Origin of the sequence: Micromonospora sp. WMMD975, assembly GCF_029581215.1 — a bacterium.
GTDB lineage: Bacteria > Actinomycetota > Actinomycetes > Mycobacteriales > Micromonosporaceae > Micromonospora.
The window spans coordinates 2,958,259-2,984,634 of record NZ_CP120739.1; the positions used below are offsets into that span (position 1 = coordinate 2,958,259).

The 26,376-nt window shown below is 74.5% G+C and carries 26 protein-coding genes; 10 read left to right on the top strand and 16 right to left on the bottom strand.

Translation table 11 applies throughout. The annotated features are described in order from the left end of the window. Positions 1-180 precede the first annotated feature (180 nt). A complete protein-coding gene (locus O7613_RS12815; RefSeq protein ID WP_281588408.1) occupies positions 181-315 on the top strand; it encodes a hypothetical protein in 135 nt (44 codons plus the stop codon). 140 nt (positions 316-455) lie between these two features. Here O7613_RS12815 and O7613_RS12820 read toward each other — a convergent pair whose 3' ends face one another. The 8 genes from O7613_RS12820 to O7613_RS12855 form a co-directional block, all read right to left on the bottom strand. After that, positions 456-1,379 carry an AEC family transporter gene (locus O7613_RS12820; protein ID WP_282294045.1) on the bottom strand — a complete coding sequence of 308 codons (924 nt, stop codon included), beginning with the start codon at positions 1,377-1,379 and terminating at the stop codon, positions 456-458. Positions 1,380-1,415: 36 nt separating this feature from the next. Beyond that, a complete protein-coding gene (locus O7613_RS12825) occupies positions 1,416-1,979 on the bottom strand; it encodes a dihydrofolate reductase family protein (protein ID WP_282294047.1) in 564 nt (187 codons plus the stop codon). A gap of 96 nt (positions 1,980-2,075) precedes the next feature. Beyond that, the gene (locus O7613_RS12830; RefSeq protein WP_282294050.1) at positions 2,076-3,092 is read right to left on the bottom strand and encodes an aminotransferase class I/II-fold pyridoxal phosphate-dependent enzyme; all 1,017 of its coding nucleotides are present in this window, start codon (positions 3,090-3,092) and stop codon (positions 2,076-2,078) included. Between the two features lie 6 nt (positions 3,093-3,098). Next, positions 3,099-4,367 (bottom strand): NAD(P)/FAD-dependent oxidoreductase, encoded by a 1,269-nt coding sequence (locus O7613_RS12835; protein ID WP_282294052.1) that lies wholly within the window; start codon positions 4,365-4,367, stop codon positions 3,099-3,101. Beyond that, the gene (locus O7613_RS12840; RefSeq protein WP_282294054.1) at positions 4,364-6,064 is read right to left on the bottom strand and encodes a prenyltransferase/squalene oxidase repeat-containing protein; all 1,701 of its coding nucleotides are present in this window, start codon (positions 6,062-6,064) and stop codon (positions 4,364-4,366) included. Before O7613_RS12840 ends, O7613_RS12835 begins: the two co-directional genes overlap by 4 nt. After that, positions 6,061-7,089 carry a UbiA family prenyltransferase gene (locus tag O7613_RS12845; RefSeq protein WP_281588396.1) on the bottom strand — a complete coding sequence of 343 codons (1,029 nt, stop codon included), beginning with the start codon at positions 7,087-7,089 and terminating at the stop codon, positions 6,061-6,063. The genes O7613_RS12840 and O7613_RS12845 overlap by 4 nt, the downstream gene beginning before the upstream one ends. Continuing rightward, positions 7,086-8,105, bottom strand: coding sequence for a polyprenyl synthetase family protein (locus tag O7613_RS12850; RefSeq protein ID WP_281588394.1), 1,020 nt, complete (start codon positions 8,103-8,105; stop codon positions 7,086-7,088). Before O7613_RS12850 ends, O7613_RS12845 begins: the two co-directional genes overlap by 4 nt. A gap of 210 nt (positions 8,106-8,315) precedes the next feature. Continuing rightward, the gene (locus O7613_RS12855; RefSeq protein ID WP_281588392.1) at positions 8,316-9,326 is read right to left on the bottom strand and encodes a methyltransferase; all 1,011 of its coding nucleotides are present in this window, start codon (positions 9,324-9,326) and stop codon (positions 8,316-8,318) included. A 138-nt stretch (positions 9,327-9,464) separates the two neighbouring features. On the opposite strand from O7613_RS12855, the gene O7613_RS12860 reads away from it, so the two are divergent. Then, complete coding sequence (locus O7613_RS12860; RefSeq protein WP_281588390.1) at positions 9,465-10,328, top strand: TauD/TfdA family dioxygenase; 864 nt, start codon at positions 9,465-9,467, stop codon at positions 10,326-10,328. A 9-nt stretch (positions 10,329-10,337) separates the two neighbouring features. Here O7613_RS12860 and O7613_RS12865 read toward each other — a convergent pair whose 3' ends face one another. Next, positions 10,338-11,510 (bottom strand): cytochrome P450, encoded by a 1,173-nt coding sequence (locus O7613_RS12865; RefSeq protein WP_282294058.1) that lies wholly within the window; start codon positions 11,508-11,510, stop codon positions 10,338-10,340. Positions 11,511-11,653: 143 nt separating this feature from the next. Between O7613_RS12865 and O7613_RS12870 the strand changes: the two genes are divergently transcribed. Together O7613_RS12870 and O7613_RS12875 are read left to right on the top strand one after the other, a co-directional pair. Then, a complete protein-coding gene (locus O7613_RS12870) occupies positions 11,654-12,829 on the top strand; it encodes a nucleotide disphospho-sugar-binding domain-containing protein (RefSeq protein ID WP_282294059.1) in 1,176 nt (391 codons plus the stop codon). Between the two features lie 20 nt (positions 12,830-12,849). Further along, positions 12,850-14,052: a cytochrome P450 gene (locus O7613_RS12875; RefSeq protein WP_281588385.1), complete on the top strand. Its 1,203-nt coding sequence runs from the start codon at positions 12,850-12,852 to the stop codon at positions 14,050-14,052. Between the two features lie 33 nt (positions 14,053-14,085). On the opposite strand, the gene O7613_RS12880 is transcribed toward O7613_RS12875, so the two are convergent. Next, positions 14,086-15,495 carry a condensation domain-containing protein gene (locus O7613_RS12880; RefSeq protein ID WP_282294060.1) on the bottom strand — a complete coding sequence of 470 codons (1,410 nt, stop codon included), beginning with the start codon at positions 15,493-15,495 and terminating at the stop codon, positions 14,086-14,088. A 66-nt stretch (positions 15,496-15,561) separates the two neighbouring features. Between O7613_RS12880 and O7613_RS12885 the strand changes: the two genes are divergently transcribed. The 3 genes from O7613_RS12885 to O7613_RS12895 are packed head-to-tail and all read left to right on the top strand — an operon-like array spanning position 15,562 to position 17,887. Continuing rightward, complete coding sequence (locus tag O7613_RS12885) at positions 15,562-16,299, top strand: 4'-phosphopantetheinyl transferase superfamily protein (RefSeq protein ID WP_282294063.1); 738 nt, start codon at positions 15,562-15,564, stop codon at positions 16,297-16,299. Continuing rightward, on the top strand, positions 16,293-16,574 hold the full coding sequence (locus O7613_RS12890; protein WP_282294064.1) for a phosphopantetheine-binding protein: 282 nt from the start codon (positions 16,293-16,295) through the stop codon (positions 16,572-16,574). Before O7613_RS12885 ends, O7613_RS12890 begins: the two co-directional genes overlap by 7 nt. Before the next feature lie 2 nt (positions 16,575-16,576). Then, positions 16,577-17,887, top strand: coding sequence for a glycosyltransferase (locus O7613_RS12895; RefSeq protein ID WP_282294065.1), 1,311 nt, complete (start codon positions 16,577-16,579; stop codon positions 17,885-17,887). A gap of 13 nt (positions 17,888-17,900) precedes the next feature. On the opposite strand, the gene O7613_RS12900 is transcribed toward O7613_RS12895, so the two are convergent. The 4 genes from O7613_RS12900 to O7613_RS12915 form a co-directional block, all read right to left on the bottom strand. Continuing rightward, on the bottom strand, positions 17,901-19,145 hold the full coding sequence (locus tag O7613_RS12900; protein ID WP_281588375.1) for a beta-ketoacyl-[acyl-carrier-protein] synthase family protein: 1,245 nt from the start codon (positions 19,143-19,145) through the stop codon (positions 17,901-17,903). A 14-nt stretch (positions 19,146-19,159) separates the two neighbouring features. Continuing rightward, complete coding sequence (locus tag O7613_RS12905; protein ID WP_282294066.1) at positions 19,160-19,420, bottom strand: acyl carrier protein; 261 nt, start codon at positions 19,418-19,420, stop codon at positions 19,160-19,162. Between the two features lie 39 nt (positions 19,421-19,459). Further along, entirely contained in the window at positions 19,460-20,734 is a 1,275-nt protein-coding gene (locus tag O7613_RS12910) for a cytochrome P450 (protein WP_282294068.1), read from the bottom strand. A gap of 107 nt (positions 20,735-20,841) precedes the next feature. Continuing rightward, entirely contained in the window at positions 20,842-21,702 is an 861-nt protein-coding gene (locus tag O7613_RS12915; protein WP_282294070.1) for an endonuclease/exonuclease/phosphatase family protein, read from the bottom strand. A 96-nt stretch (positions 21,703-21,798) separates the two neighbouring features. Between O7613_RS12915 and O7613_RS12920 the strand changes: the two genes are divergently transcribed. Both O7613_RS12920 and O7613_RS12925 read left to right on the top strand, forming a co-directional pair. Continuing rightward, positions 21,799-22,140 (top strand): GlsB/YeaQ/YmgE family stress response membrane protein, encoded by a 342-nt coding sequence (locus O7613_RS12920; protein ID WP_281588370.1) that lies wholly within the window; start codon positions 21,799-21,801, stop codon positions 22,138-22,140. A gap of 296 nt (positions 22,141-22,436) precedes the next feature. Next, a complete protein-coding gene (locus O7613_RS12925; RefSeq protein WP_281588369.1) occupies positions 22,437-22,655 on the top strand; it encodes a hypothetical protein in 219 nt (72 codons plus the stop codon). 7 nt (positions 22,656-22,662) lie between these two features. On the opposite strand, the gene O7613_RS12930 is transcribed toward O7613_RS12925, so the two are convergent. Together O7613_RS12930 and O7613_RS12935 are read right to left on the bottom strand one after the other, a co-directional pair. Continuing rightward, complete coding sequence (locus tag O7613_RS12930) at positions 22,663-23,604, bottom strand: acyltransferase domain-containing protein (RefSeq protein WP_281588367.1); 942 nt, start codon at positions 23,602-23,604, stop codon at positions 22,663-22,665. Between the two features lie 61 nt (positions 23,605-23,665). Further along, positions 23,666-24,847: a transcriptional regulator gene (locus tag O7613_RS12935; RefSeq protein WP_281588365.1), complete on the bottom strand. Its 1,182-nt coding sequence runs from the start codon at positions 24,845-24,847 to the stop codon at positions 23,666-23,668. Between the two features lie 186 nt (positions 24,848-25,033). Here O7613_RS12935 and O7613_RS12940 point away from each other — a divergent pair, with 186 nt between their 5' ends. Further along, positions 25,034-26,335, top strand: coding sequence for a hypothetical protein (locus O7613_RS12940; protein WP_281588363.1), 1,302 nt, complete (start codon positions 25,034-25,036; stop codon positions 26,333-26,335). The last annotated feature ends 41 nt before the right edge of the window (positions 26,336-26,376 follow it).

The window sequence follows — 26,376 nt, forward strand, 5'->3', positions numbered from 1 at the left end:
ACGGTCATCTGCGGCGCGGCGTTAGGCTGCGGCGGTGCGCCCTGTCCTGATCGCCGACGTCGCTCTCCCGCCGGTGGGATGGATCAGCGAAGTCGCTGGAGTCGGGTGGATGGTCACTCACCCGACAGAGTCGTCGGCGACCGTTTGCGGTGGCAGGCTGACGTCGACTACGGCCTCGACATGACCCAGAACGCCATCGCGGCCAACAACGGCCAAGGCCGTTGGCTCACCAAAGGGCCGGACGCCACCGTGCGCCTGTGGCAACTCCCTGACCGCATCACCGACGAGGTTCCCGGACAACTCGACCTCTGGTGAAACCGATGCCGTCAACCCGCGCAGTCGGGCATCCGGATCTACCGCGAGTCGCGCGCCGCGGGAACTCGCGGCCACCGGAGGCGTGGACCCGTCTGGTCGACGTGAACCACCATGATCGCTGGACGGGTCACCTGACGGACCTACCCGAGCAGCGCCGCCGCCGCGGCCAGGGTGGCGAGCGACAGCGTCGTGGTCACCGCCACCGCCCGGTTGGCCACCGCCTCGCCGACGCCGTACTCCTGGCTGTAGATGAACGTGTTCTGCGCGGTCGGCAGGCCCGCGCACACCACGACGGCGAGCAACTGCGGCGCGGACAGGTGCAGCGCCAGCCCGGCCGCGTACGCGAGGACCGGCTGCGCGACGAGTTTCAGCGCGGTGATCAAGGCAAGCTCGGCCCACTCGGCCGGCGCGGCCCGCGACGGCGCCGGGCGGTGCAGGGACGCGCCGAGCGCGACCAGGGCGGCCGGAACCGCGGCGCCGGACAGCAGGGTGAGCGACGCGCCGACGGCGGCCGGCGGACGCAGGCCGGCGGCCGAGCACGCGACACCGAGCAGCGACGCCAGGATCACCGGGTTGCGTACCGGCAGCGAGGCGATCCGGCGGACCCGGGCTCGCGCGGCCGGGTCGCGGTGTCGGTCCAGGGGGACCAGGATCACCGGCGTCACCACAAGCACCTGCAACAGCACCACCTCCGCGAGGAACGACACGTCGCCGAGGATCTGCGTGGCGATCGGGATGCCGAGGTTCGCCGAGTTCACGTACCCGGCGGCCATGCCCCAGATCGGCCGTTCGCCGGGTCCGCGACCGAACAGCCGGCTCGCGCCGGCCCAGCCGAGCCCGACGACCGCGACGGTGCTCGCCGCGAAGGCGAGCAGCGAGCGGCCGGCGAACCCGGCCAGCGGCGTTCGGGACAGGGCCAGGAACAGGGCGGCCGGCATCGCGAGGTGGAACACGAACCGGCCGAGCACTGACGCCGCCGCCGCGCCCAGCAGCCCCCGACGACAGGCCGTGTAGCCGACCGCGGTGAGGATCCAGATCGGCACGAACGCCGACACCAGGCTCATCCGGGCGTCACCGGCGGACGGGCCGGGTGGCCCCGGTCAGTCGGCGAGCGGGCGGTAACGGAGGAGGACGACGCCGTTGCGGAACCGGCGTTCGCCGAGGAACTCGTAGTCGGTGCGTACGCCGGTGGGCAGTCCCGGCTTGCCGCCGCCGACGGTCGTGGGCCAGACGATCAGCTGGCACTCGTCGACGAGTCCGGCCCGGATGGCCTGCGCCGCCAGGTCGGCACCGCCGATGGTGATGTCGCTGCCGGCCGTGGCCTTCAGCCGGCGCACGGCGGCGGGGTCGAACCGGCGCTCCACGCTGGTGCGGGCCGTGGCCGTCGTGGTGAGGGTCGTGGAGTAGACGATCTTGTCGGCCACCTGCCAGACGCTCGCGAACTCGGCCATCAGGTCGGACCGCGCGGCCAGCGAAGCGTCGGTCTCCCAGACGGCCATCGACTCGTACAGGCGCCGCCCGTAGAGGAAGGTGCCCGCCGACCGCAGGAGATCGGTGGTGAACGTGAAGACCTCGTCGTCGGGTGGCAGCCAGGCGAAGACTCCTTTCTCGTCCTCGATGTAGCCGTCGATCGACACGTTCGTCACGTAGATCAGCTTCGCCATGCCTCCGCCTTCCGGTGCGCGTGGGACCCGATGGGATCGTCTCGCCTGTTCTACGAACGACCCGGCCGGAATTCGACGGCACGGCGGGAAGAAATTCTAGAAGCCCTCGGCGAGCAGGTCCCGGACGAACGTGCGGAGCCGGTCGTTCGCCTCGTCCGAGCCCACGGTGATCCGCACCCCGGCCCCGGGCAGCGCCATCACCAGGATCCCGGCCGCCCGGGCCCGGTCGGCGAACGACACCGCCCGCTCCCCCAGCGGCAGCCACAGGAAGTTCGCCTCACTGGCCGCCACGGTGAGCCCGAGGTCGCGCAGCGCGTCGGTCAGCCGGGTACGCGCCGTCACCAGGTCCGCGCACCGCCGGGTCAGCTCCGACTCGACCTCCGGCGTCAGGCTGGCCACCGCCGCCGCCTGGGCGAGCGCGTTGGGGAAGAACACCGCGCCGGTCATCGCGGCCGGCGGGACCAGCCGGGGTGGCAGCACGGCGTAGCCGATCCGCAGCGCGGCCAGCCCGTACGCCTTGGAGAAGGTGCGCAGCACGCAGACGTTGTCGTACGCCCGGTACAGCTCCATCCCGTCCGGCGCGGCCGGGTCGGTGACGAACTCGCGGTACGCCTCGTCCACGATGACCGGCACGTCGGCCGGGATCCGGTCGAGGAACGCCTCCACCCGGTCCCGGCGCAGCGCCGCCCCGGTCGGGTTGTTGGGGTGGCACAGCAGCACGCACCGGGTCCGCTCGGTCACCGCGTCCGCCATCGCGGGCAGGTCGTGGTCGTACCCGTCGAGCGGCACCGGCACCGAGCGGGCGCCCGCGTTGCGGATGATCAGCGGGTAGCCCTCGAACGACAGGGCCGCGTGCACGACCTCCGGCCGGGGGCCGAGGGACTGCACGAGGTGTTGGCACAGCCCGGCCGAGCCGGGGCCGACCAGGATCGCCTCCGGCCCCACCTCCAGGCGCGCGGACAGCGCGGCCACGAGCGCGGCGGCGGTGCGGTCCGGATACCGCTGGAGGGCGGCGGCGCCGTCGGTGACGAGCCGAAGAACGCCGGGCAGCGGCGGGTACGGCGTCTCGTTCATCGACAGGTCGACCGGGGCGATGGTGGTGGCAGGTGTCATGGTGGCTCACTTCTCCGACGGCGCCGGTGCGGAACGGGTGTGTGCGTGCCGGTCGGTGAGCACGCCGAGCTGGTGGAGCCGGTCGACGAGGGAGAGCGGTCGCAGGTCCGTGCCGGAGAGGTTGCCGGCGGTGAGCCCGAGCAGCCGGGGGTTGGCGGCGGTGCGGCGCATCATCCGCGCGCCGAGCAGCTTCGGCAGCCCGGCCACGCTGGTGATCATGCGGGAGGCGTTGTGGCTGACGGTCGCCACGTGGTCGAGGCGGGGCCGGCGCGCGGCCTCGTACGCCCGCAGCGCCCGATCCACCGCGGCGGGTTCCGGCGTGCCGCCCTCGGCGGCGAGGCCGGCGGCGAGCGTCTCGGCGTCGCCGAGGGAACTGTTGACGCCCTGCGCCGCCATCGGGTGCACCGCGTGCGCGGCCTCGCCGACGAGCGCGAGACCGGGCACGGTCAGGCGGGCGGTGCGCAGCCGGTAGACGGCGAGGAGCTGCCGGCGGTGCAGGCTCGCCCGGATCGCCGGCTCCAGCGGCCGGACCGCCGGCACGTCGGCGAGCAGCCGGTCGCACCAGCCGCCCAGGTCGGCCCGGCCCCGGAACTCGTCCGGTGCCACCTGGACGTAGAGGCGACACCGGCTGCCCGGCAGCGGATAGACCAGGCAGAGGCCGCGGCCGGTCCGGTAGGCGGTCACCTCGTCGGCCACCTCGGCGTCGGCCACGTCGAAGGCGACCAGGCCGTGCGGGTACTCGCTGCGCCGCGCCGCGATGCCGGCGGCCCGGCGCAGCGGCGAGGACATGCCGTCGGCGGCCACCACGAGCGCCGCCGGGATCTCCTCGTCGGTCCCGTCGCCGGTGACCCGGACGCCGGTGACCCGGCCGGCGTCGTCGCGCCGCAGGCCGGTGACCCGCCGGCCCCACCGCAGGTCCACCGTGGCGGGCAGCCCGTCGGCGAGCACGCCGCGCAGGTCGCCGTAGTCGGCGCAGAGGATCTCCCGGTACGCGCCGGGCAGGCCGGTGTAGTCGAGGCAGAGCAACGGTTCGCCGTACGGGTCGCGGATGGCCAGCCGCCCGACCGGGCGGGCGCCGGTGGCCCGCAGCGGGTCGAGCGCGCCCCAGGAGTCGAGGATGCGGACGGTCTCCGGCTGGAGGATCTCGCCCTTGGCGATGGCCGCCGGGGTGCGCTGCCGGTCGAGCACCACCACCCGCAGGCCGAGCGCGCCGAGCGCGCGGGCGCTGGCCAGCCCACCGGCGCCGGCGCCCACCACCACGACGTCGGCGCTCATCGGGCGACCGCCCCGGGCGCGACGTCAGGTCGCCCGGCGGTGGCCCGGCGGTGGTCGCCGAGCGCCCGCAGCGCGAGCGCCTGGGTGATCACCGCGTTCGGGTAGCGCATGTGGTGGCGGATGTAGTTGCACACCCGGGCCGCCGGCCACCCGCCGTCCGGCCCGGCGGCCGACACCAGCCAGGCGACGCCCCGGTCCGCCGCGGCGGCGACCTCGGGATCGCCGGTGGCGAGCAGGCCCTGGACGGCCCACGCGGTCTCCTCGACCGTGCCGGGCGTGCCGTCGCCCGGCCCCCACGAGCCGTCCGGCAACTGGGTGTCGCGCAGCCAGCGGACCGCGCGGCGGACCACCTCGTGCCGGGCGTGGCCGACGCGCGACAACGCGCCCACCACCACTGCCGTGCCGGAGGTGTGGTCGCGGTACCAGAGGTTCTCGAACGTGCCGTCGGGCGCCGCCCGGGTCAGCAGCCAGGCCGCGGCGCGCGCGATCGCCGGGTGGTCGTCCGGGTGCCCGGCGTCGTGCAGCGCGAGGACGGCCTGGCTGGTGATGGCCGGGCAGGGGCCGTCGTTGGCGAGTTGGGTGTCGCGTACCCACAGGCTCCAGGAGCCGCGGCTGTCCTGGCGGTCGACCAGCCAGGACAGGCCGGTACGCAGGACCGGGTCGGTGTCGGCGTCGGGGAGGCCGGCGAGCGCGGACAGGATCTCGGCCGACTCCAGCGTCACCGGCCAGCCGCCCACGTTGGAGTAGCTCCACCCGCCCGGCGGCACGTCCAGCACGTCGAACGCGGTCGGCTTCTGGGTGGCGTGCAGGAAGTCGCGGGTGGCACGCAGGCGTGGGTCGGCGGCGTACCCGGCGGCGACCAGCCCGGTCACCGCGTAGCCGGAGCGGGTCAGGTCCAGGTTCGCCACCGCGTCCCAGGCGCCGTCGGGGCGTACCGCCCGTCGCAGCCAGCCGACGACGGCCCGCGCGATGTCCGGCGCCTCGCCGCTGCGGGCCAGGCCGAGCAGCACCAGGGCGGCGGGCCACGGGTCCTCGCTCAGCGCGCCGGTGCGGCCCTCGTGGTCGAAGATGGAGCGCAGCAGGCCGACCGCCACCGGCCGGGCCCGGCGCAGCGTGGCGCGGCGCAGCCGGCCGGCGGGCAGCAGGTCCGCCTGCATCAGGGCGAGGCCGACGAAGGGCGCGGTGCGGAACGACAGCCGCCGGCGACGGACCCGGTCGAACAGGACGATCTCCAGCGGCAGCCGGCGCAGCGGGCCGGCCTCGGCGGTCATCCCGGCCATGGTGAGCAGTTGCCGGCAGAGCAGCGAGATGGCCCGGTCGGTGACGGCGTCGACGCCGCCGAGGGCGGCCAGCCGGGCCCGGCCGGCGGCGATCGCCTCGACGCTCGCGGCCGGCGCGCCGAGCGCGAGCGCCGCGACCGCGACGGCGGTGGGCACCACCTCGCTGTCCGCGCCGACCACGCCGCCCCAGCCGCCGTCGTCGTGCTGCTGCCGACGCAGCCACGCGGCGCCGGCGTCGACGAGGTCGGCGCTGCCGGTCGGGTCGGCCGCGTGCAGCGCGGCCACCGCGCCCGCGGTGCCCAGCACCGACGCCGGCGGGTCGTCGCCGAAGGCGCCGTCGGGGCGTTGGCGACGCAGCAGCGCCTCGGCGCCGGCGGCGATCGCCTTGCCGACGGCCTCGGCGGTCACCTCGGTCATGTCGCGTCCTCCAGGGGCACTCGACGGTGGGCGGCCAGGGCCAGGCCGGCGGTCGGCGGGCCGAGTTCGTGCCGGACGCGCATCCCGCGCTGCGCCCACCAGGTGAACGCGAGCATCGGCAGCGCCAGCAGGAGCTGCACGGCGACGCCGAGGCCGAGCCCGACCACGGCCGAGGCCAGCACGACCCGTTCGACGACCAGGACGGAGTGGGCGCGCAACGCCACCAGGACGGGCATCCCGGCGCCCCGGGCGACAAGCGGCGTCCACGCGGCGACGCCCACGACCACGACGACGAGCAGCGTGGCCAGGTAGGCGGGCCGCGCGTCGCGGTCGGCCAGCAGGCCGGCGGTGAGCGCCGCGCCGATGGCGACGGCGTGCAACGCCACCACGGTCCGGACCGCGAACGGTACGCCCCGGCGCACCGGCAGCGTCTCGTAGCCGCCCGCGCGGTCGCCGTCGATGTCGCGCAGCGCCCCGACCAGGTTGGACATCGCGTCGTGCGACCAGAAGGCGACGATCAGCGCCAGCAGGACGGGCAGCGCCGGGAACGGGTCGGCCGGCAGGCCGACGGCGAGCGCGCCGTAGAGGAGCGCGACCGCGCCGAGCGCGCCCCGGACCAGGTTCCCGGCGATCCCCCGCGCCTTCAACCAGCGGCTGTACGCGACGATCCCGCCCCCGGCCAGCAGCGCCGCCGCCGTGGTGCCCCAGCCGCCCGCGACGGCCAGCGCCGCGAGGACGGCGAAGCAGGCGCAGCCGCACGCCAGTGCCGTCCGCGCGCCCAACCGGCTCGACGGGATCGGCCGGTGCGGTTTGCTGCCGGCGTCCAGCTCACGGTCGAACCAGTCACCGAGGTAGTGGCCGCCGAGCCAGCCGGCGGTGGGCGCCGCCCAGGCCGACAGCAGCCGCCACGGGTGGTGCGGGCCGGCGGCCACCGCCGCGCCACCGAGGCCGACCAGCCCGACGTACCAGAGCGTGTAGGGCCGCCAGGTCTCGACGTGCGCCCGCAGTGCTCGGGCGACGCTCACCGCGTCTCGCTCGTCATCCAGGCCGCGATGCCGGCGAGCACGTCCGCGCTCGCCGACGGCGCGAGCACGGCCAGTTCGGCGCGGGCGCGTTCGGCGTGCTCCACCATCCGGCGGCGGGCCCGCGCCACCGCGTCGACCTCGCGCAGCAGCGCGGTGACCCACTCGACGTCGCCGGGTCCGGCGCCGCGCCGGTGCAGCACCGCCATCAGCTCGACCCGGGCCGTGTCGGTGGCCGCGTCGTACGCCAGCAGCAGCGGCAGCGTCGGCCGGCCGTTGTTGAGGTCACTCGTCGCCGGCTTGCCGGTCTGCTCCGGCGTGGCCACGTAGGACAGCAGGTCGTCGCGGATCTGGAACGCGATGCCGAGGTGCTCGCCGTAGCGGGCGAGCGCGGACGCCACGGCCGGTTCCGCGCCGCCGAGGAGCGCGCCGATGTGGCACACCGCGCGGAACAGCGAACCGGTCTTCAGGCGGATCATCTCCGGATACCACCTGGCGCCCGCGTCCAGGTCGCCGACGAGCTGCGCCTCGATCGCCTGCCCCCGGCACAGGTCCTGCCCCGCCTCGGCGAGGGCGGTGAGCGCGGCGACGACCTGGCCCGGCGGGACCGCGCCGCCACCGTCCACGATGGCCCGGAACGAGGAGAAGATGAGGTGGTCACCGGCGACGATGGCATTCGGGATGCCGAACGCGACCGGGACGGCCGGGCGGCCCCGGCGCATCGTGTCGGCGTCGATGATGTCGTCGTGCACGAGCGTCGCGACGTGGAGGTATTCGGTGCCGAGCGCGGCGGCGAGCACGTCCCGGGGTGATCCGCCCACCGCCTCCGCCGCGTGCAGCGTCATCATCGGGCGCAGCAGCTTGCCCGGCGGCAGCAGCGCGTACCGGGCGATCGTCACGAGCTGGTCGGTCGTCTCCGGCCAGCGGCGGCCGAGTTCGGCGTGCAGCAGTCGCCCGGATTCGCTTCGGGCCAGGTCGTCGATGAAGGGCGGATATCGCGTAAATCCAGCAACGGTCATGACGCGTCGACCCTTTCACGAAGGCTCGGCTAGTCGCCACGCGAGACGTTACCGGCCGGAACTCCGGTGAACAACCATCGATAAATGCGCCAATCCGTCGGCGGCGGTGAATGCGATGACGATAATCTTCGCCAAATTGGCCGATGCGCCGCCAAATGCCTCAATGGCCGCGCGCACCGGTGGGTATGGGACGTCCCGTCGCGGCGCGGCTCAGGCCGCGGCGAACTCCATCAGGGTGAGCCCGCCGGAGCCGTGGAAGGTGCGCCGGGGCGCCAGCCCCGCGGCGGCGGCCAGCGCGGCGTGCTCGGCCACCCCGCGCTCCCGGCCACCGACAAGCACCAGCATCCGCAGGTCGTACGGGGACAGGTGCGGCACGTGCGGCATGGTGGGCAGCACCTCGATGACGAGCACCCGACCGGTGTCGCCGGCCGCCTCGGCGCAGCGGCGCAGGATCGCCGTCGCGTGGGTGTCGCTCCAGTCGGTGAGCGCGCGGGACACCACGTACACGTCGCCGCCGGTCGGCAGCGCGGCGAAGAAGTCACCGACCACGGCGTCGACCCGGCCGGTGAGGCCGTGCTCGGCGAACGTCGCGGCGGCGGTCGCCACCGGCTCGTCGCGGTCCACCAGCGTGCCCCGCAGGTGCGGGTGCGCGCACAGCAGCTCCCGCAGCAACCCACCGGAGCCGCCGGCGACGTCGACCACGTGCGTCACCTCGGCCCAGGGATAGCACGCGGCCACCTCCGGGGCGGTGATCCGCTGCTGGCTGAGCATCACCGCGTCGAAGTAGGCGCGCTGCTCCGGGTGCGCGTCGAGGTCGGCCCAGAAGTCGCGGCCGTGGACCGCCGCGTAGCCGGGGCCGCCGGTGCGGATCGCGTGCGGCAGCCCCGCGAAGGCCAGGTCCATCCGGGCGCCGAGACCACCCAGGTCCAGGTCGGCGCCGTGGCCGCCGCCGTCCCGGTCGCACAGCAGCGCGCCGACGTCGGTCAACCCGAACACGTCCGGCGACACCTCGGCGAACACGCCCCGGTGGGTCAGGTAGCGCAGCAGGCGACCCAGCGCGGCCGGGTCGGCGTCGCACGCCGCGGCCAGCTCGGTCAGGCCGGTGACGCCGGCCGCGATCCGGTCCGGCACCCGCAGCGTCACCGCGGTACGCACGGCGAACGGGGTCGCCAGGTCGGTGAGCCGGTCGAGCCGTGCCGCCGCGTCCCCGTCGATCGCCACCAGTTTCCTCCCCCGGTCCACCGGCCCCGAATGATCCCAAGTTCGCGGCCGGCACGTCAACGCCGACGGTGGTGAGGACATTCACGATCGTGGAACAATGCGCGGACGGGCCGTCGCGCGCAGACCGGAGGATCATCGATGACCACTTCCACCGCCGTCGACGTCCGGCCCGTGACCGGCGCGCTCGGCGTCCAGGTGCGCGGCCTCGATTTGAACACGCTCACCGACGAGGGCTTCGCGCACGTCCACGACCTCCTGCTGAAGCACCACGTGGTCTTCCTCGCCGGCCAGGCCGGACTGACCCCGGAGGCGCACGTCGCGTTCGGTCGCCGCTTCGGCGAGGTGGAGCTGCACCCCTACCTGCCCCGGCTCGACGGGCACCCGGAGATCGTGGTGATCGACTCCGAGGACGGCGGGAAGGTAGACGTGTGGCACACCGACATGACGTTCCACCAGAGCCCGCCGATCGCCTCGGTGCTGCACCTGATCCAGTTGCCGGAGGTCGGCGGCGACACCATGTGGACCAACCAGCACCGGGTCTACGAGGCGCTCTCCGCGCCGCTGCGGGACCTGCTCGACGGGCTGACCGCCATCCACGTCATCCGGATCGGCACCGAGTTCACCAGCCGGGCGGAGCATCCGGTGGTGCGCGTGCACCCCGAGACCGGACGCCGCTCGCTCTACGTCAACCGCCTGTTCACCTCGCACATCCCGCAGCTCACCCGCAACGAGAGCGACGCGCTGCTGGAATACCTGTTCGGGTTCTCCGAGAGCCCGCAGTTCACCTGCCGGTACCGCTGGCAGGCGGGTGACGTCGCGGTGTGGGACAACCGGGTCACCCAGCACTACGCGGTGAACGACTACGACGGCATCCGGCGCGGGCAGCGCATCACCGTGCTCGGCGACCACCCGACCGGCGACCCGCCCCGGTGGGAGCACCACGTCCCGGCGCCCGGCCAGCGCTACTGGCCGGACCGGGTCAACGCGGTGGAGAGCTACTGAGCGCGCCGGTCACCAGGTGACCGGGAACCACTCGATGCCGCCGTTCATCCGGTCGTGCCGCCACGGGATCTCGTCGATCGGCACCGCCGGCGCCAGCCCCGGCATCCGGGCCAGCAACGCGCCGAGCGACAGCTCCACCTGCATCCGGCCCAGCGCCGTGCCCAGGCAGAAGTGCGGCCCGAAGCCGAACGTCAGGTGCGGGACGGTGGGCGTCCGGTCGATGTCGAAGACGTGCGGCTCGGGAAACTGGCGGGGATCGCGGTTGCCGGCCCACGGGACCGCCATCACGCAGTCGCCGGCCCGCATCGCGACGCCGCCGAGGACCAGGTCCTCCCGCACCACCTGGACCCGGAACATGGCGCTCACCGACGTGTAACGCAGGATCTCGTCGGTCGCCGAGGCGAGCTTCTCCGGGGCCGCGCGCAGCTTCGCCAACTGCTCCGGGTGCTGGAACAACGCGCGCAGGCCGGCGCTCGTGGAGTTGATCTCCAGGCCACCGAGCAGCACGCCCATGGCCAGCTCGACCAACTCGGCGTCGACGAGTTCGTGCGCGTCCTGACCGTGCACCCACGCCGAGAGCAGATCGTCGCCGGGCTCCGCCCGCTTGCGCGTCAGCTGCCCCGCCAGGTAGGCCCGCAGCTCCGCCTGCGCCCGCGCCGCGCCGTCCGAGCCGTACGCGGTGACCGAGTTCAGGCCGGAGATCCAGGCGTAGAACCGGGGCCGGTCGGCGGCCGGCACGCCGAGCACGTCGCACACCACGAACACCGGCAGCGGCGCCACCAGCCCGGCCACCACGTCGGCCGGGCGGGGACCGGCGAGCATGGCGTCGACGAGCCCGTCCACGATCCGCCGTACCCGGGGACGGAAGGTGGAGATGCGGCGCGCGGTGAACGCGCGGCCGGCGACGCGGCGCACCGCCGCGTGCGCCGGACCGTCCATGTTCAACTCCCGGGGGCCGGCGGCGCCCGGCGCCGAGGTGGCGCCCGGCGGGAGGCGGGAGAACCGGGGATCGGCCAGGACCGTGCAGCAGTGCTCGTAGCTGAGCACCAGCCAGGCCGGCCGCCCGTCGGGCAGCCGCACCCGACTGACCGGGTCGGTGACGACCATGTCGAGCAGGTCGGCGGGGAGGTCGCCGGTGAACGGCGCGAACGGATAGGGGCGCAGCGCGGAATTGACCGGCACCGGGTAAGACTCCACCACCCGTTAGTCCGGCGTCAATATCTATTGACGACGCGACGACCTTCCGCGGACGGACTCCGATCGCCTAGCATCTGTGGTCCAGGACTGCCGTTTCGCGCGCGGATTGGTGGCATTTGACTGCGGCCATGCGAATTCTGATGTCGACGTGGGGCTGGCGGTCGCATTTCTACGGCCTGGCCCCGCTCGGGTGGGCGCTCCAGGCCGCCGGGCACGAGGTGCGGGTGGCCAGCCATCCCTCGATGGCCGCCACGATCACCGCGGCCGGGCTGGCCGCCGTGCCGTTGGGCGCCGACGTCGACTTCGCCGAGGCGTTCGCCGGCCGGATCGGCGCGGTGGGCCCGCTGGACCGGGCCGCACCGCCGGGCCACGTCGAGCCGGAGATCACCGCCGACGGCGGCGTGGTCCGGTTCGCCGACGCCCTCCTCGACGAGCTCGTCGAGTTCGGCCGGGCCTGGCAGCCGGACCTGCTGGTCTGGGAGCCGTTCAACCTGGCCGCCCCGGTGGCCGCCGCCGCGCTCGGCGTACCCGGCGTGCTGCACCTGTGGGGGCCGGACTCCTCGGTGACGCTCCGGCTCGACCCGGAGTCGGTGATCGGGCCGCTCGCCGCCCGGTTCGGCCTCGCCGCCGGCGACGTGGCGCTGAACGGCGCCCTGACGCTCGACCCGGCGCCGCCGCCGCTGCAGGTGCCGATGACCCGCCCGGGCCGACCGGTGCGCTTCGTGCCGTACAACGGGACGGCCGTGGTGCCGCCCTGGCTGCGCCGCCCGGCGGACCGGCCCCGGGTCTGCGTCACCGCCGGCACCATGATGGCCGGCGTCGGGCTGCACGACCGGCTCGACCTGGCCCGGGTCGTCCGGTCCGTCGCCGAGCTGGACGTCGAGGTCGTGGTGGTGGTCGAGCCCCGCCAGCAACGCGGCCTGGGACCGCTGCCGGCCAACGTGCGGCTGGCCGACGCGCCGCTGGCGTTGCGGCTGGTGCTGCCGACCTGCGCCGCGCTCGTGCAACAGGGCGGCGCCGGCACCACCATGACAGCGCTCGCGTACGGCGTGCCGCAGCTCATCCTGCCGCAGGTGACCGACCACCACTTCAACGGCGAACGGCTGACGGTCACCGGCGCCGGCGCCTGCCTGCCGCCCGCGCACGCCGGTGACGCCGTGCTGCGGGACACCGTCGGGGACCTGCTCGGCGACGGGCCCGCCCGGACGGCGGCGACGCTGATGCGGGACCGGATCGCCGCGCTGCCCAGCCCCGCCGACGTGGTGCCGGCGCTGGCCGCCCTCGCCGAGCGCACCCCGACCTGACCACCACAAAGGAGTCGCAGATGACGCAGCAGCAGCCTGTCCCGTACCCGCTCGCTCCGGCTCCCACCATCTACCACCCGTCACCTGACTACACCCGGCTGCGCGAGACCTGCCCGGTGGCCCGCGTCGAGCTGCCCGACGGGGCGTCGGCCTATCTCGCCACCCGGCACGCCGACGTGCGGCGGGTCTTCACCGACCAGCGGTTCAGCCGGGCCGCCGCGGCCGGACCCAACCGGCCGACCCGGGAACTCGGCTCGCTCGCCGAGGACTCGCTCATCGGCATGGACCCGCCCCGGCACACCACGATGCGCCGGGCGGTGTCGCACGCCTTCACCGTCCGCCGGGTGGAGGAGCTGCGCCCCACGGTGGCCGCGCTCGTGGACGCGATGATCGACCGGATGGAGGCGGCGGGACGCCCGGCCGACCTGATCACCCACCTGTCCGCGCCGCTGCCGATCTACGTGATCAGCAAGCTGTTCGGCATCCCGGAGGCGGACCAGGAGCGGGTGCGGGAGTGGTCCGACGCGCTCGTCGGCGACTGGGACGCCGACCCGGCCGCGCCGCAGGCCGCGCTCGACGCCTTCCGCGAGATGATCGTCGAGCGCCGCCGCCGGCCCGGCGACGACCTGATGAGCGCGCTCATCGCCGCCTGGGACGAGCACGACGACCTCACCGAACGGGAGCTGGTGTCGGTCACCGCCGGCATCTTCGTCGGCGGGCACGAGACCACCACCAACCAGCTCAACCTGTTCCTGCTCGTGCTGGCCCGCCACCCCGAGCAGTTGGCCGGGCTGCGCGGCGACGACCCGGTCGCGGTAGCCCGCGCGGTCGAGGAGCTGTCCCGCTTCATCCAACTCGGCGACAACGGCGTGCTGCTGCCCCGGGTGACCACCGAGGAGGTGGAGCTCGGCGGCGTACGCCTGCCGGCCGGGTCGGCGGTGATGCCGGCGATCGCCTCGGCCAACCGGGACACGACGGTGTTCCCCGGCGCGGACACGCTCGACCTGGACCGCGCGCACAACCCGCACCTGGCGTTCGGCGCCGGCCCGCACCACTGCCTCGGCGCGGCGCTGGCCCGGATGGAGTTGCAGGAGGCGCTGGGCGCCCTGCTGCGCCGGCTGCCCGGCCTGCGGCTCGCGGTCGACGAGGCGGAGCTGCGGTTCCGGCCCGGCCTGGTGGTACGCAGCCTGGAGTCGCTGCCGGTAACCTGGGACGACAGGTGAGTGGCCGACCGGCGGTCAGCGCCGACCGGCCGGTCAGTCGCCGGTCGACCCGGGGGTGACCCGGGTCGGCGCGCCGGCGTCGAAGGCCGCCTCCACGGCCACCTCCTCCACGCCGCGCAGCAGCCGCTCCGCCTGCGCCTCGGTGAAACACGCGAAGTCGAAGATCACCTGGAGGAACACCGTGTCCGGCTGGTCCTCGACGGTCAGGAACACCTGCTCGTGGAGGTGGTCCAGCGGACCGTCCCAGACCAGGAACGTCTCGTCCGCCTTACGCCGGACCGCCTCCACGGTCACCGGCTCGTCCCGGACGCCACCGTCGGCCGCCGCGCGGGTGGTCACCCGCCGGTCGTTGATCCGGCAGGTCACCCGCGCCGGATAGCCGCGCTCGGTGTCCAGCCCGGCCTCCAGGTCGGTGAGCCCCACCGGGTCGTAGTAGGCGTACATGCCGGCGGTCACCGAGGCCCGGCGGGCCCGGGCCACCACCTCGTCCACCGTGGCGCCGGCGGTGTCGACGGTCAGCACGCCGTTCTGGCTCAGCGGCGCGATCGCCTCGGCGAAGCCCGGCCGGAACCGGTTGCCCACGATGAGTTTCGCGGTGAGCGGGCTGACCCCGGTGGCCCGGCCGATCGCCACGGCGATGACCGCCAGCAGGACGCGCGAGGTGTCCGTCCGGGTCCGCCGTGCGATGGCCCGCACCGCCAGGTACGCCGCGGGCGAGCTGAACCGGCCATGCCAGTACCGGTGCCCCTGCCGGCCGCCCGCGGCGGGCTCGCCGAACGTCAGCGGCGGGATGGACCGCAGGTGCGACGACCAGTGCCGGACCGCGCGGTCGCTCACCCGCCGCAACGGCGGGGTCGCCTCCCGCCGCCCCAGGTCGAGGATCTGCACGGTACGCGGGTCGCGGGCGCGACGGACCGCCGGCTCGGCCAGCCCGAGGTCGGCCAGGAGCAGCGAGGTGGCGGTGCCGTCCACCACGAGATGGTCGAACGTCAGCACCCGGTGCACGAGCGCGCCCCGGTGCCGGACCACCGCCATCCGCACCGACCAGTCCCGGTAGAGGTCGTACGGGGCCAGCAGGCGGGCGTGACCGAGCTGGTAGGCGAACGCGGCCACGTCGGCCGGGTCGGCGTCGTCCGGGACGTCCACCACGTCCAGGACCGTCTCGCCGGAGCCCGACACGACCTGGCACGGCCCGCCCCGGTCGTCGACGCCGAGCCGCATCCGCAGCGCCGGGTGCCGGGCCATCAGGTCGGCCAGCTCCGCCGCCATCTGCTCGACCGTGACGCCCGCCGGCAGCGGGTGCGCGCCGGAGACGTTGTGCGTCCACCCGGTCTCCCGCATGTCCTGCATGATCGCCTTCTGTCCCCAGGTCAGGGGCGCGGCGCCGGCGCCCGCACCGGCGAACGGAACGGGGACCTGCGCCTCGGCCGTCTGCGCGATCATCGGCCTATCAGAGCAACGCGTATCGGCCGATGTCAACGTCCGATCGGAGCCGTTACGCTGCCGTCCATGCGGGACGCCGTACGGGTCTGGGTGCTTCCGGTCGCGGCGTCGCCCGCCGAGCTGGCCCGGTGCCGGGCGGTGCTCGACCCGGCCGAGAAGGCGCGCGGCGCGCGGCTCGGCGACGAGGCGCTGCGGGACCGGTTCGCGGTCGCGCACGGCGCGCTGCGGCTGCTCACCGGCCGGGCCGTGGGCGCGCCGCCGGAGGCGCTCACCTGGCGGCCCGGCCGGCACGGCAAGCCGGCGCTGAGCGGGCCGTACGCCGGCCCGCACACCAGCCTGTCCTACTCCGGCGACCTCGTCGCGGTGGCGGTCAGCGCCGACCGCCCGGTCGGGGTGGACCTCCAGCACCCGCCCGCCGGTCGGGACCCGGTGTCCCTGGCCGCGCGCTTCTTCCACCCCGGGGAGGCGCAACACGTGGCCGGCGGGGCCGACGCCGCCGAGCGGGCGCACCGGTTCACCCGGCTGTGGGTCCGCAAGGAGGCGGCGGTCAAGGCCGCCGGGGGCCGGCTCTGGCCCAACCTGGCGGTGCCGGTGCACCCGGACGACATGGTCGCCTGCGTCGACGTGCCCGCCCGGCAGCGCCTGACCGACCTGGCCACGCCGGCCGCGTACCGGGCGGCGGTGGCGCTCGCCGGTGACGCCCCGTACGCGGTCGAGTTCCACCCGTTGACACTCACCGATCTTCTTTGCTCTGATGACTCCATGTTGGAGCGCACGCGCGACCCGCGGGGCCATCGGTGCTAGGGCACGACACGTCGACCACGTCCCCGTCGCGCGAGCGGATCGTCGCCTGCCTGACGGCGTTGCTGACCCGCATGCTCAGGCCAGCCACCCCGGTCACCGAGCGGACCCAGTTGATGGACGAGCTGGGCCTCAGCTCCTCGCTGGCGCTGGAGCTGCTGCTCGAGCTGGAGGACGAGCTGGAGATCCAGATCGACGTGGAGGATCTGGACGAGGACCAGATGGCCACGCTCGCCGACCTGGCCGACCACATCGTCGCCAACTCCACCCCGCGTTGAGCATGCCCACCAGCCTGAGCGTGGTGGTGCCCGCGCACGAGAACGGCGCCGCCCTCGACGCCACCCTCGACTCGCTCACCCGGCAGACCCTGCCGCGCGACGACTTCGAGGTCGTCGTCGGCGACGACGGCTCCGCCGTGCCGCTGCGCCCGATCGTCGAGAAGTACGCCGACCGGCTCACCGTCGACTACGTCCGCAGCGAGCACAACCGGGGGCGCAGCGCCAACCGCAACGCGGCGGCGGCCCGCGCCCGCGCCGACACGCTGCTGTTCCTGGACGCCGACACGGTGGCCCACCCCCGGCTGCTGGAACGGCACCGCGACTTCCACGCCGCACGCGCCGGCCGACCCGGGGTCCTGCTCGGGGCACGCCACGACCTGGACTGGGCGGGCGCGGACGCGCTGCGCCGGGGCGAGCCGGTCGAGCCGGCGATGCTGGACGCCGAACGCGGCGACCCGCGCCTGGAGGACACCTCCCACCCGCAGCGGATGCGGGACTTCCCGAGCGCGCCCTGGGTGCTCGGGTTGACGCACAACGCCTCCGTCGACCACGAGTCGTTCCGCCGGGTCGGCGGCTTCGACGAGGCCATGGTCAAGTGGGGCTTCGAGGACCTGGAGTTCTTCTACCGGGTCTTCCACCTGCACGGCGCCCCGCCCGAGCTGTTCCGGCTCGACGTCGACGCGCTCTCCTACCATCTCCCGCACTTCCGCCGGACCACGAACGGCCTGGCCTCGATGGACAACATGAAGTACCTGCTGCGCAAACACCTGCGCTACGACGTCGAGGTGCTCTACGCGATCAACACGTTCGGCCGGCACCTGGGCCGCATCCGCCTCTACGGCGACGCGATCGACGCGTACCGCCGGGGTGGGCTGGGGCGACCGGCGGCGCTGCCCGCCGCGGTCCGCGACGAGCTGGCGACCGCCCGGGCACTGGTCGTCGGCAACGGCGTGTCCGCGCTGACGCTCGGCGCGGGCTCGCACACGTTCGACCACGCGGCGCCGCCCGACGACACCAACTCCCACCTGCTCGGCACCGTCCTGCAACAGTTCAAGACCGGCTCGCTGGACCTGATCGTCAACGTGGACCTGTGGCGGTGCCTGCTCCCCGAGGACCTGCCGGCGTTCCTGACCCGGGGGCTGCTCAAGGCCGACCGGATCGAGCTGGTCGCCACCCACAGCGACCTCGACCAGCGGGCGCTGCTGCCGGTGCCGTTCGTCGCCGACCTCGACTACGTGGTCGACATGCTGACCCCCCACTTCACGCTCACCGCAACCACCCACCCCACCGCCACCGTCCTCACCCTCCGCTGACCCGGCCGGGGGTTCAGCCGGGCGACGACGCCGGGTGGCCCAGGACGAGGCTCACGTTGTGGCCGCCGAAGCCGAACGAGTTGGACAGGACGGCGTCCACCGCGGCCTCCCGGGGCTTGCCGCGGATGTGGTCGACGTCGCCGGCCGGGTCCGGGTCGTCCAGGTTGTGCGTCGGCGGCAGCAGGCCCCGCCGCAGCGCCTCGACGCCGATGGCCGCCTCGATCACGCCGGAGACGCCGAGCATGTGCCCGGTCACGCCCTTCGTCGAGCTGAGCGGCGGCGAGTGCGCGCCGTACACGTCGGCGAGCGCGGCCAACTCGGCCGCGTCGCCGGCCTTGGTGCTGGTGCCGTGCGCGTTGACGTATCCGATGTCGTCGGGACGCAGGCCGGCGTCGCGGACGGCCATCCGCATGCAGTGCGCCGCGCCCGCGCCGTCGGGCCGCGGCGTGGTCGGATGGTACGCGTCGTTGGTCGCGCCCCAGCCGAGCACGTCGGCGTGGCGGCGGGCACCCCGCGCGGCGGCGTGCGCGGCGCGTTCCAGCACCAGCACCCCGGCGCCCTCGCCGAGGACGAGGCCGTTGCGACGGCGGTCGAACGGCCGGCTCGCGACCGTCGGGTCGGCCCAGCCGCGAGCAAGCGCCCGGGCGTTGCCGAACGCGTCGGCGAACGCCGGGAACAGCGGCGCCTCCGCGCATCCACAGAGGACCACGTCCGCCTCGTCGGCGCGCAGGATCCGCAGGGCCTCGCCGACGGACTGGGCGCCGGCCGCGCACGCCGTACCGATGGACGAGGTGTAGCCGCGGATGCCGTACGTGATGGCGATGCGTGCCGCACCCATGTTCGGCAGCGTCCCGGGCAGCATGTACGGGCTGACCCCGAACCGGCCCCGCCCGGCTCGCTGGAGCACCTGGTCGGCCAGGGTGGACAGGCCGCCGACGCCGGAGACGATGACCGCCGCCCGGTAGGGGTCCACGTCCCGGCCGATGCGCAGTCCCGCGTCGGCGAGCGCGTCGCCGGCCGCGCGCAACGCCATGACGATCGAGCGGTCCACGACCCGGGACTCCGGGCCGGGCAGCACGCTCGCCGGGTCGATCGGCGGGGCGAACGCCGCGACGTCGACCACCCCGTGGACCGGGTGGTCGGCCGGCGGCCGGGACAGCCCGGACCGCCCGTCGCACACCGCGTCGAACACCTCGCCCGAGGTCGCGCCGACCGGGCTCACCAGCCCGATGCCGGTGACCGTCACGGGCTCGCGCACGCCGCGACGCCCGGTCAGTGCGCCGACGCCGGTTGGATGCGCTGGTCCACCGCCCGGCAGAACTCGGCGAGGGTCATCATCGCGAGCATCTCCGCCTCGTCGTCGTCGAACGCCACCCCGAACCGGTCCTCCACCCGCACCGCCAGCTCGGCCAGGCCGAGGGAGTCCACGTCGAGGCCGGCCGGGCCGAACACGGTGTCGTCGTCGACGTCACCGACGTCGTACTTCATCTCGGTCAGAGCGGCGAGCAGGAACGCGCGGATCTCATCGGTCATGGCCGGTGTGTCCTTTCCACAGCGTGAAATTGACCTTACTCAATCGGCATGGTTTGGCAAGGCGCCGATCGGCCGGTGCCGGGCCGGCGCGGTCACTCGCACCGGCAGGCGGTCGTACCCGCGCAGCATGAGCTGGCGTCGCTCGCCGGGCTCGGCGGCGAGCGCCAGCGCCGGGAAGCGGTCGAGCAGGCGGGGCAGGACCAGCCGGCCCTCCGCCCGGGCCAGGGCCGCGCCGAAGCAGTGGTGCGGCCCGGCGCTGAACGCCAGGTGCCGGTTGTCCGGCCGGGACGGGTCGAACGAGTCGGGATCGGGAAACCGGCGCGGATCCCGGTTGGCGGCGCCGGTCAGCACCACCACCGTCGCGCCCGCCGGCACCGGCAGGCCGGCGACCTCGGTGTCGGCGGCGGCGTACCGGAGCGCGAAGTGCACCGGCGGCTCGTACCGCAGGATCTCCTCCACACAGGACGCGGCGAGCGACGGGTCGGCGCGCAGCGCGGCCACCGTGTCCGGACGCTCCAGCAGCAGCACCAGGCCGCTGCCGAGCAGGTTCGCGGTGGTGCGGAACCCGGCGTTGTACATGATGATCAGGTTGGCCAGCAGCTCGTCGGCGGAGAGCTGGTCGGGGTCGCGATCGCGGATCCCCACCAGGGCCGAGACGAGATCCTCGCGCGGGCGCGCCCGGCGCTCGGCCAGCAACCCGGTGAAGTACGCGGTCAGCTCCGTCGCCGCGACGTTCGCGGCCCGCACCTCCCGCATCGAGCGGCGGCCGATCTCCAGCACCGCGTCGAACGTCCGGACCCGGGCCGGGAACCACGCCCGGTCCCGCTCCGGCACACCGAGCAGCTCCCCGACCACGTCACTCGGCAGGCGCAGCGCGAACGCCTCCATGAAGTCGACCGGCCGGCCGGCCGCGCCCGCCGCGTCGAGCCCGTCGAGCAGTCCGTCGGCGATCCGCTCGATCGCCGGCTCCAGCGCGACCACCCGGCGCGGGGTCAACGCCTGGCTGAACAGTTGCCGGACCCGGAGGTGGTCGCCCGGCGCGGCGTTCAGCATCGACGTCTGGAGGATCCGGATCGCCGGGTGCGCGCGCCAGCGGATGCCGGCCCGGTCCAGGTAGTCGCCGCCGAGCACCCGGAAGACCGGATCCCGCAGCACCCGGTTGACCGCCCGGTAGCCGTGCACGACAAGGGCGTGCGGGTCGTCGGGCCGCAGCGCGACCGCCTCACCCAGGTCGTGCAGCCGGGCGTAGAACGGGTAGGGGTCGCGCCGCACCTCCTCGCCGAGCAGGTCGTCGAGGGAGATGGAGACACCCATGGCCGCTCCTCGTGAGGCACCGACGTGCCGTGACCCTAGAGTCACCGACACCGATGTGTCCACGGGGTCCCACGATCGGTCCCGTGGCCCGCCCGATCCTGGATCGGTCAGCGCGGCGGCCGGCCGATCGTCAGGGTGGCCAGCAACGCCGGATGGTCGGTCGACCCGCGCATGTCCACCGACCGGCGGCAGCAGATCGTCACGCCGGTCGTGGTCAGCAGATGCTGCCGCGCGCCGTCGTCGATCCGCCGGTAGTCCGGCGGCACGCACGCCCGCACGTCCGGCTCGCCGCCGGCCCGCAGGTTGAGGTCGCCACCGAGCACGGTCGGCGCGGGACCGGCGTCGTGGCGGACCGCCGGGACCACCGCGTCGAGCAGGTGCCCGCACTGGGCCAGCGCGACCGCCCCGCTGGTGTTCGCCAGGTGGGTGGTGCAGGCGTGCAGCAGTCCGGCGGACCCGACGCAGAGCCACACCCGCTCCTCCGGGTCGGCGCGGTCCTGCGTCGGGTAGGTGCCGCGACGCACCACCGGCCGGGCCCCGCCGGTGTCGAGGCGGACCAGCACGCCGATCCCGTACGGCTGCCCGTTGTGGCAACGGGTGGCGGCGCCGCTGGGCCGGTCGCCGGCCGCCTGGAACGCGGACACGACCGTACCGCCATGGTGGACGGCGGTGAGCGACCGTTCCAGCGCGCCCACGTCGTCCCGGCAGATCTCGTTGAGGGTGACCACGTCGGGCCGTTCGGCGGCGATCACCTCGCCGGCCCGGGACACGGCCCGACCGGTCCAACAGCCCGCACGTCCGCTGTTGCAGAGGTTCATCTGGAGCACCCGGAGCGTCCCCGGGCCGGTGGCGCCGGCCGTCGACGACCCGGCGGGCAGGCCGGCCACGACGAGCAGGCACACGACGGCAAACGCCCGGCGGATGCGCCGGGGGGCGCGGGTGGCGGGCTGCGGGGCTCCGGCGGGCATCGGTGGGATGCCCATGATCCTACTGCCGGCCCACGGTGGTTTCCGAGGGTGCGCCGCGCGGGCATGAATGCCGTACCGGTGGGAGGAGTGACGGCAGTGATCGTGAGTGGATATCTGGGCGCGGTGCTCATCGGCGCCCTCATGGGCCTGCTCGGCCGGCTGGTGCTGCCCGGGCGGCAGCGCATCGGCGTCTTCGCCACGTTCGTCATCGGCGTCGGCGCGGCGGTGCTCGGCACCGTCGTCGCCCGCTGGGCCGGCGTCGCCGACGACGCCCCGGTGCGGCTCTGGGTGCTGCGCTGGGACTGGATCGTCCTCGCGCTCCAGGTCGGCTTCGCGGTCATCGGCGTCGCGGTGGCGAACGTGCTCACCTACACCCGGCTCGCCGGCGGTGACGAGGAGACCCGCCGCCGGACCAGCCGGGGCCGGGCCCGGAGCTGACCCGGGGCCGGTGGGCGGGACCGGCGGCGGTCTGCAACAGCGTGCTCTTGCCGGAGCCGGACGGCCGTGTCGGTGGTCGTCATCGGACTTGCGGTCAACATCCTGGTGGCCTCTCTCCGTGTCCTCGCAGGGGGCGGGGACACACCAGGAACGCTAGGGAGACGGCGGTCCGATCACGATCCCGCGAGCTGGTACAGCCTGCGGTACCGCCGACTGTCGTGCCTGCGGGATCGTCCGCGCCGCGCGGCCGGCCTAGCGTCGACGGTGTCGTCCGGACATCCCCGAGGGAGGCCACCATGACTGATCCGTATCGCATCACCGAGGCTCCGGCCGCCGCGCCGGGGAGGCCGGGCGCCCGGCTGCGCCCGCTGCTGTGGCTCGCGCTCTTCGTCAGCGCGGCGGCCAACGCGGTGCTGACCACCGCCCTGGACACCCCGTGGGTGGGCTCCGGGTTCGGCCTGGTGGCGATGCTCTGCGCGGCGGCGCTGATCGTGCACCACCGCCGCCACCGGTGACCGACGGTCAGATCGGGAACCGGCCGGTGCACCAGCGCCAGTGCCGGCCGGCGGTCAGGTGGTCGACCACCGCGCGTTGGAGCGCGGTGTGGCGGGGCAGCCGGTGCAGCGGCGTGTCCAGGGTGCGGAACACGAACCGCACCACCTCGACGTCGGCGTCGATGCCCTCCGGCTTCTCGTAGGGATCCAGCGTGAAGCGCCGCTGGAACCGGACGATGTTGGAGTCCGCCGGCAGGTATTCGCGCAGCTGCGGGTCGAGCAGCCAGGAGCCGCAGGAGAACTCGGTGTGCGACTCGTCGGGAAAGTGGCGCGGGAAGAACGCGCGGGCCTCGTCGAGCGACGCGTCGATCGCCTCGGGGGTCAACGGCCCCGCCTCGGGGATGTGCAGGCCGATGGTGTCGCCGCGCTGGTGCTGCAACCGGCCCAGCTCGTAGAGGCCGCCGCGCAGGTGCAGCGTCAGCCAGCTCTGCATGACCGGCCAGCCCGTACCGCCCATCCGCCGGTCGACGGCGAGGTTGCGGCCCAGGTCCGCGAGCGTCGCCCAGGACACCGCGTCCGGGACGCCGTGGTCGCGGTGGTAGGCCCGGACGACGTCGACCAGGGCCAGGTACGCGTACACGTAGAGGTGCCGCCAGGCGGGACCGCGCTCGCGTGGCAGCGCCGGGCCGGGCGGCAGCCACTCGTGGCCCCCGAGGTCGGCGCGGACCAGGGCGGTCGAGCGGTCGAGCAGCCAGCGCAGCTCCGGGGTCCACAGCGGAGAGTCGGGCTCCGGCCAGCCGGCCATGATCTCGTCGGCGTCGTCCGGCGGCACCCCGAGCCGGCGCAGGAGCGCGGGCGCGTCGGCGCGGGCGGGCAGCGGGGCCGACGGCCGGTCGGCGGCGAGCCGGCGCACCCGGTCGACCTCCTCGACCGGCACCCCGAGCCGGACGGCGGTGTCCTCGGAATCCACGCCCACGACCCTACCGACGCCGGCGCCGCGCCCGGCGGGCCGGGGCCACGTGATGCGCGGATCAGGGCCGGGCGGCGTCGAGGAGGTTCTCCGTCCGGGCCAGGGCCGCGGCCCCCAGCAGGTGCGCGGACGCGCCCAGGGAACCGGAGGAGATCCGGACCGAGGCGGCCATCATCGGCGGGGTGTACTGGTCGACCGCCTCCCGGATGCCCGCGGCGATGATGTGCGAGGCGGCGCCCAGCGCGGCGTCCACGACGACGGCCTGGGGGTCGACGAACACCACGAAGTCGGCCACGCGACGGCCCAGGGCGCGGCCGAACCCGCGTAGCGCCCGCATGATCCCGAGTTCTCCGGCGGCGGCCGCCGCGTCGAGGTCACCCACGGTGAAGGTGCGGCCGTGCGCGGTGGCCAGTTCGCCGAGCAGCGCCGGGATGCTCGTGCTCTGCCAGAAGCAGCCCCGGGCCCCGCACTCGCAGAGCTGTCCGCCGTCGTCGGCGTGGAGGTGCCCGATCTCGCCGGCCAGGCGGGAGCCGCCCCGGTGCAGCCGGCCGCCGATGACCAGGCCGGCGCCGGTGCCGTTGGTCAGGGAGATGTGCAGCACGGTGTGCGCGCCGGCGCTGTCCCCGTGGACGGCCTCGCCGAGCGCGGCCAGGTTGGCGTCGTTCTCGCCGAAGACGGGCCGGCCGAGGTGTTCGGCGAGGACCTCCACGGCGGGCCGCCCGCCCCACTCGCGGAAGCGCCGCAGGTGTGACCCGCCGAGCGGGTCCGCGCCGGGCGGCGCGGCGAGCGGGGACGGGCCGGGCAGGCCGAGAACCGCGAGCGCGATGTCGCGGGCCGTCACCCCGGCGTCGGCGAGGGCCTGATCGAGCAGGCGCAGGGCAGCACCGGGCGGGGCGGAGTCGGCCGGGCCGGGCACGGCCGCCAGGACCTCGCCGTCGGGCCGCACGACCCCGCCGAGGAAGCCGTGGGCCGAGGCCACGACGACGGCGAGCAGGCCGGGTGACGTGGCGAGCGACCACGCCCGCGCGGGCCGCCCGCGCGTCGCCCGCTGGACCGGATGTTCCACCACCAGGCCGGCCACCCGCAGGCGGCGCAACGCGTGCACGGCGCTGCTGCGTGCCGCCGGCAGCTCGGCGCAGAGCTCGGCGACGGTGCGTCGTCGGCCGTCGGACAGCGCCCGCAGGACCGCTCGCGCGGTGCCCGTGGCGCCGCTGTCGAGGTCCGCGTCGGAGGTCAGGGCCACAGCCGCATTTATAGCTGCTCCACCGGAATGGCGCTATCGCCAGCCTCCATTTACGACAACTTCGTCGTAAATAAAGCGGCCTGACCAGGCCCTTTTCGTCTATTGATTGTTTCTGGGGTGTTGCGTACCGTCCCTGCCAGGGCGCCCCCTTCCCGAAGCGGCGCGCACCGATCGGAGGGACCAGCAGTGTCGAAGCGAGCATTCCTGAGCGGGGCGGCCGTCATCGCCGGCGTGGCCCTGATCGCCCCCGGCAGCGCCGTCGCCAAGCCGCCCGGCGGGCACGGCGACGGAATCCGGAACGTCATCCCGATCACGCAGATCCTGTCCTACGGTCAGAAGGTCACGGCCGTCGCCGTCGAGTACTCGGCGACGGTCAACCCGCGGACCCTGGACGAGGACACCTACACCGTCTCGGACAGCCTCTACAACTTCCGCTTCAACCCGGTCGCGGACCTCACCGACCCGGCCAAGCGAGCGGACCGCACCATCACCGCCGTCTACACCAACGACACGCCGAGCCTGAACGGGGACCGGCAGTCCGACCGCGGCAGGTTCGTCGTCATCGAACTCGACAAGCGGGACCCGGGCGGGAACACCGTCATGGCGACCGGCAACTTCGTGACGATCAACAAGGACCTCCAGACGCGGGTCACGCAGAAGAAGGACGTCCACGCCCAGCCAGGCAAGGGCAAGGGGAACGGCCCCCGCCTGGCCGCCGGCTCCACCAAGGCCCACGGACCCACCCGACCCGCCGTCAACCTGCTCGCCGACGACTTCGTCTACAAGCGGTTCACCACCACCGGCGGCACGATGATCCCCTACGCCTACCACCTGCCCAAGGGCTACGACCCGGCCAAGCGGTATCCGGTCGTGGTGATCCTGCCCGGGCAGGGCATGGGCTTCAACGGAAGCAACGAGGGCGTCCAGGTCGCCGCGGACATTCCCGCCACCGCCTGGCTCCAGGAGGAGTGGACCGGCAGCACCGAGGACGTCATCGTGCTGGCGCCGCAGAACCAGCGGGTCGGCACCGCCGCCGCCCAGGCGGAGGTCATGGTCGAGCTGCTCACCGCCTTCACCGGGCAGTTCGCGGTGGACCAGGACCGGATCTACGCGTCCACGGTGTCGTACGGCTCGACCCTCGCCTGGTCGGCGCTCGCCACCCACCCCGGGCTCTTCGACGGCGCGCTGATCACCGGCGGCTTCGGTGCCAGCGAGGCGCAGGCCACCGCCATCGCCGCCTCGGCCACACCGGTCTGGGTCACCCACGGCACGCACGACCACCTGCTCAACGTGGTCACCACCGGGCAGGCCTCCTACAACCGGATCTGGAACGCGTACATCGCCCTGGGCAAGACCCCGGCCCAGGCCAACGCCCTGGTCAAGTACACCGAGTACGCCGACTCGGCGTTCTACGAGCCGGATCACCACCTCGCCGCCGCGCCCACCTACGAGGACCGCACCATCCTGCGCTGGCTGCTGGCCCAGTGACCCCCCACGCCTGACCCGCACCACCACGCCGGCCCCGACCG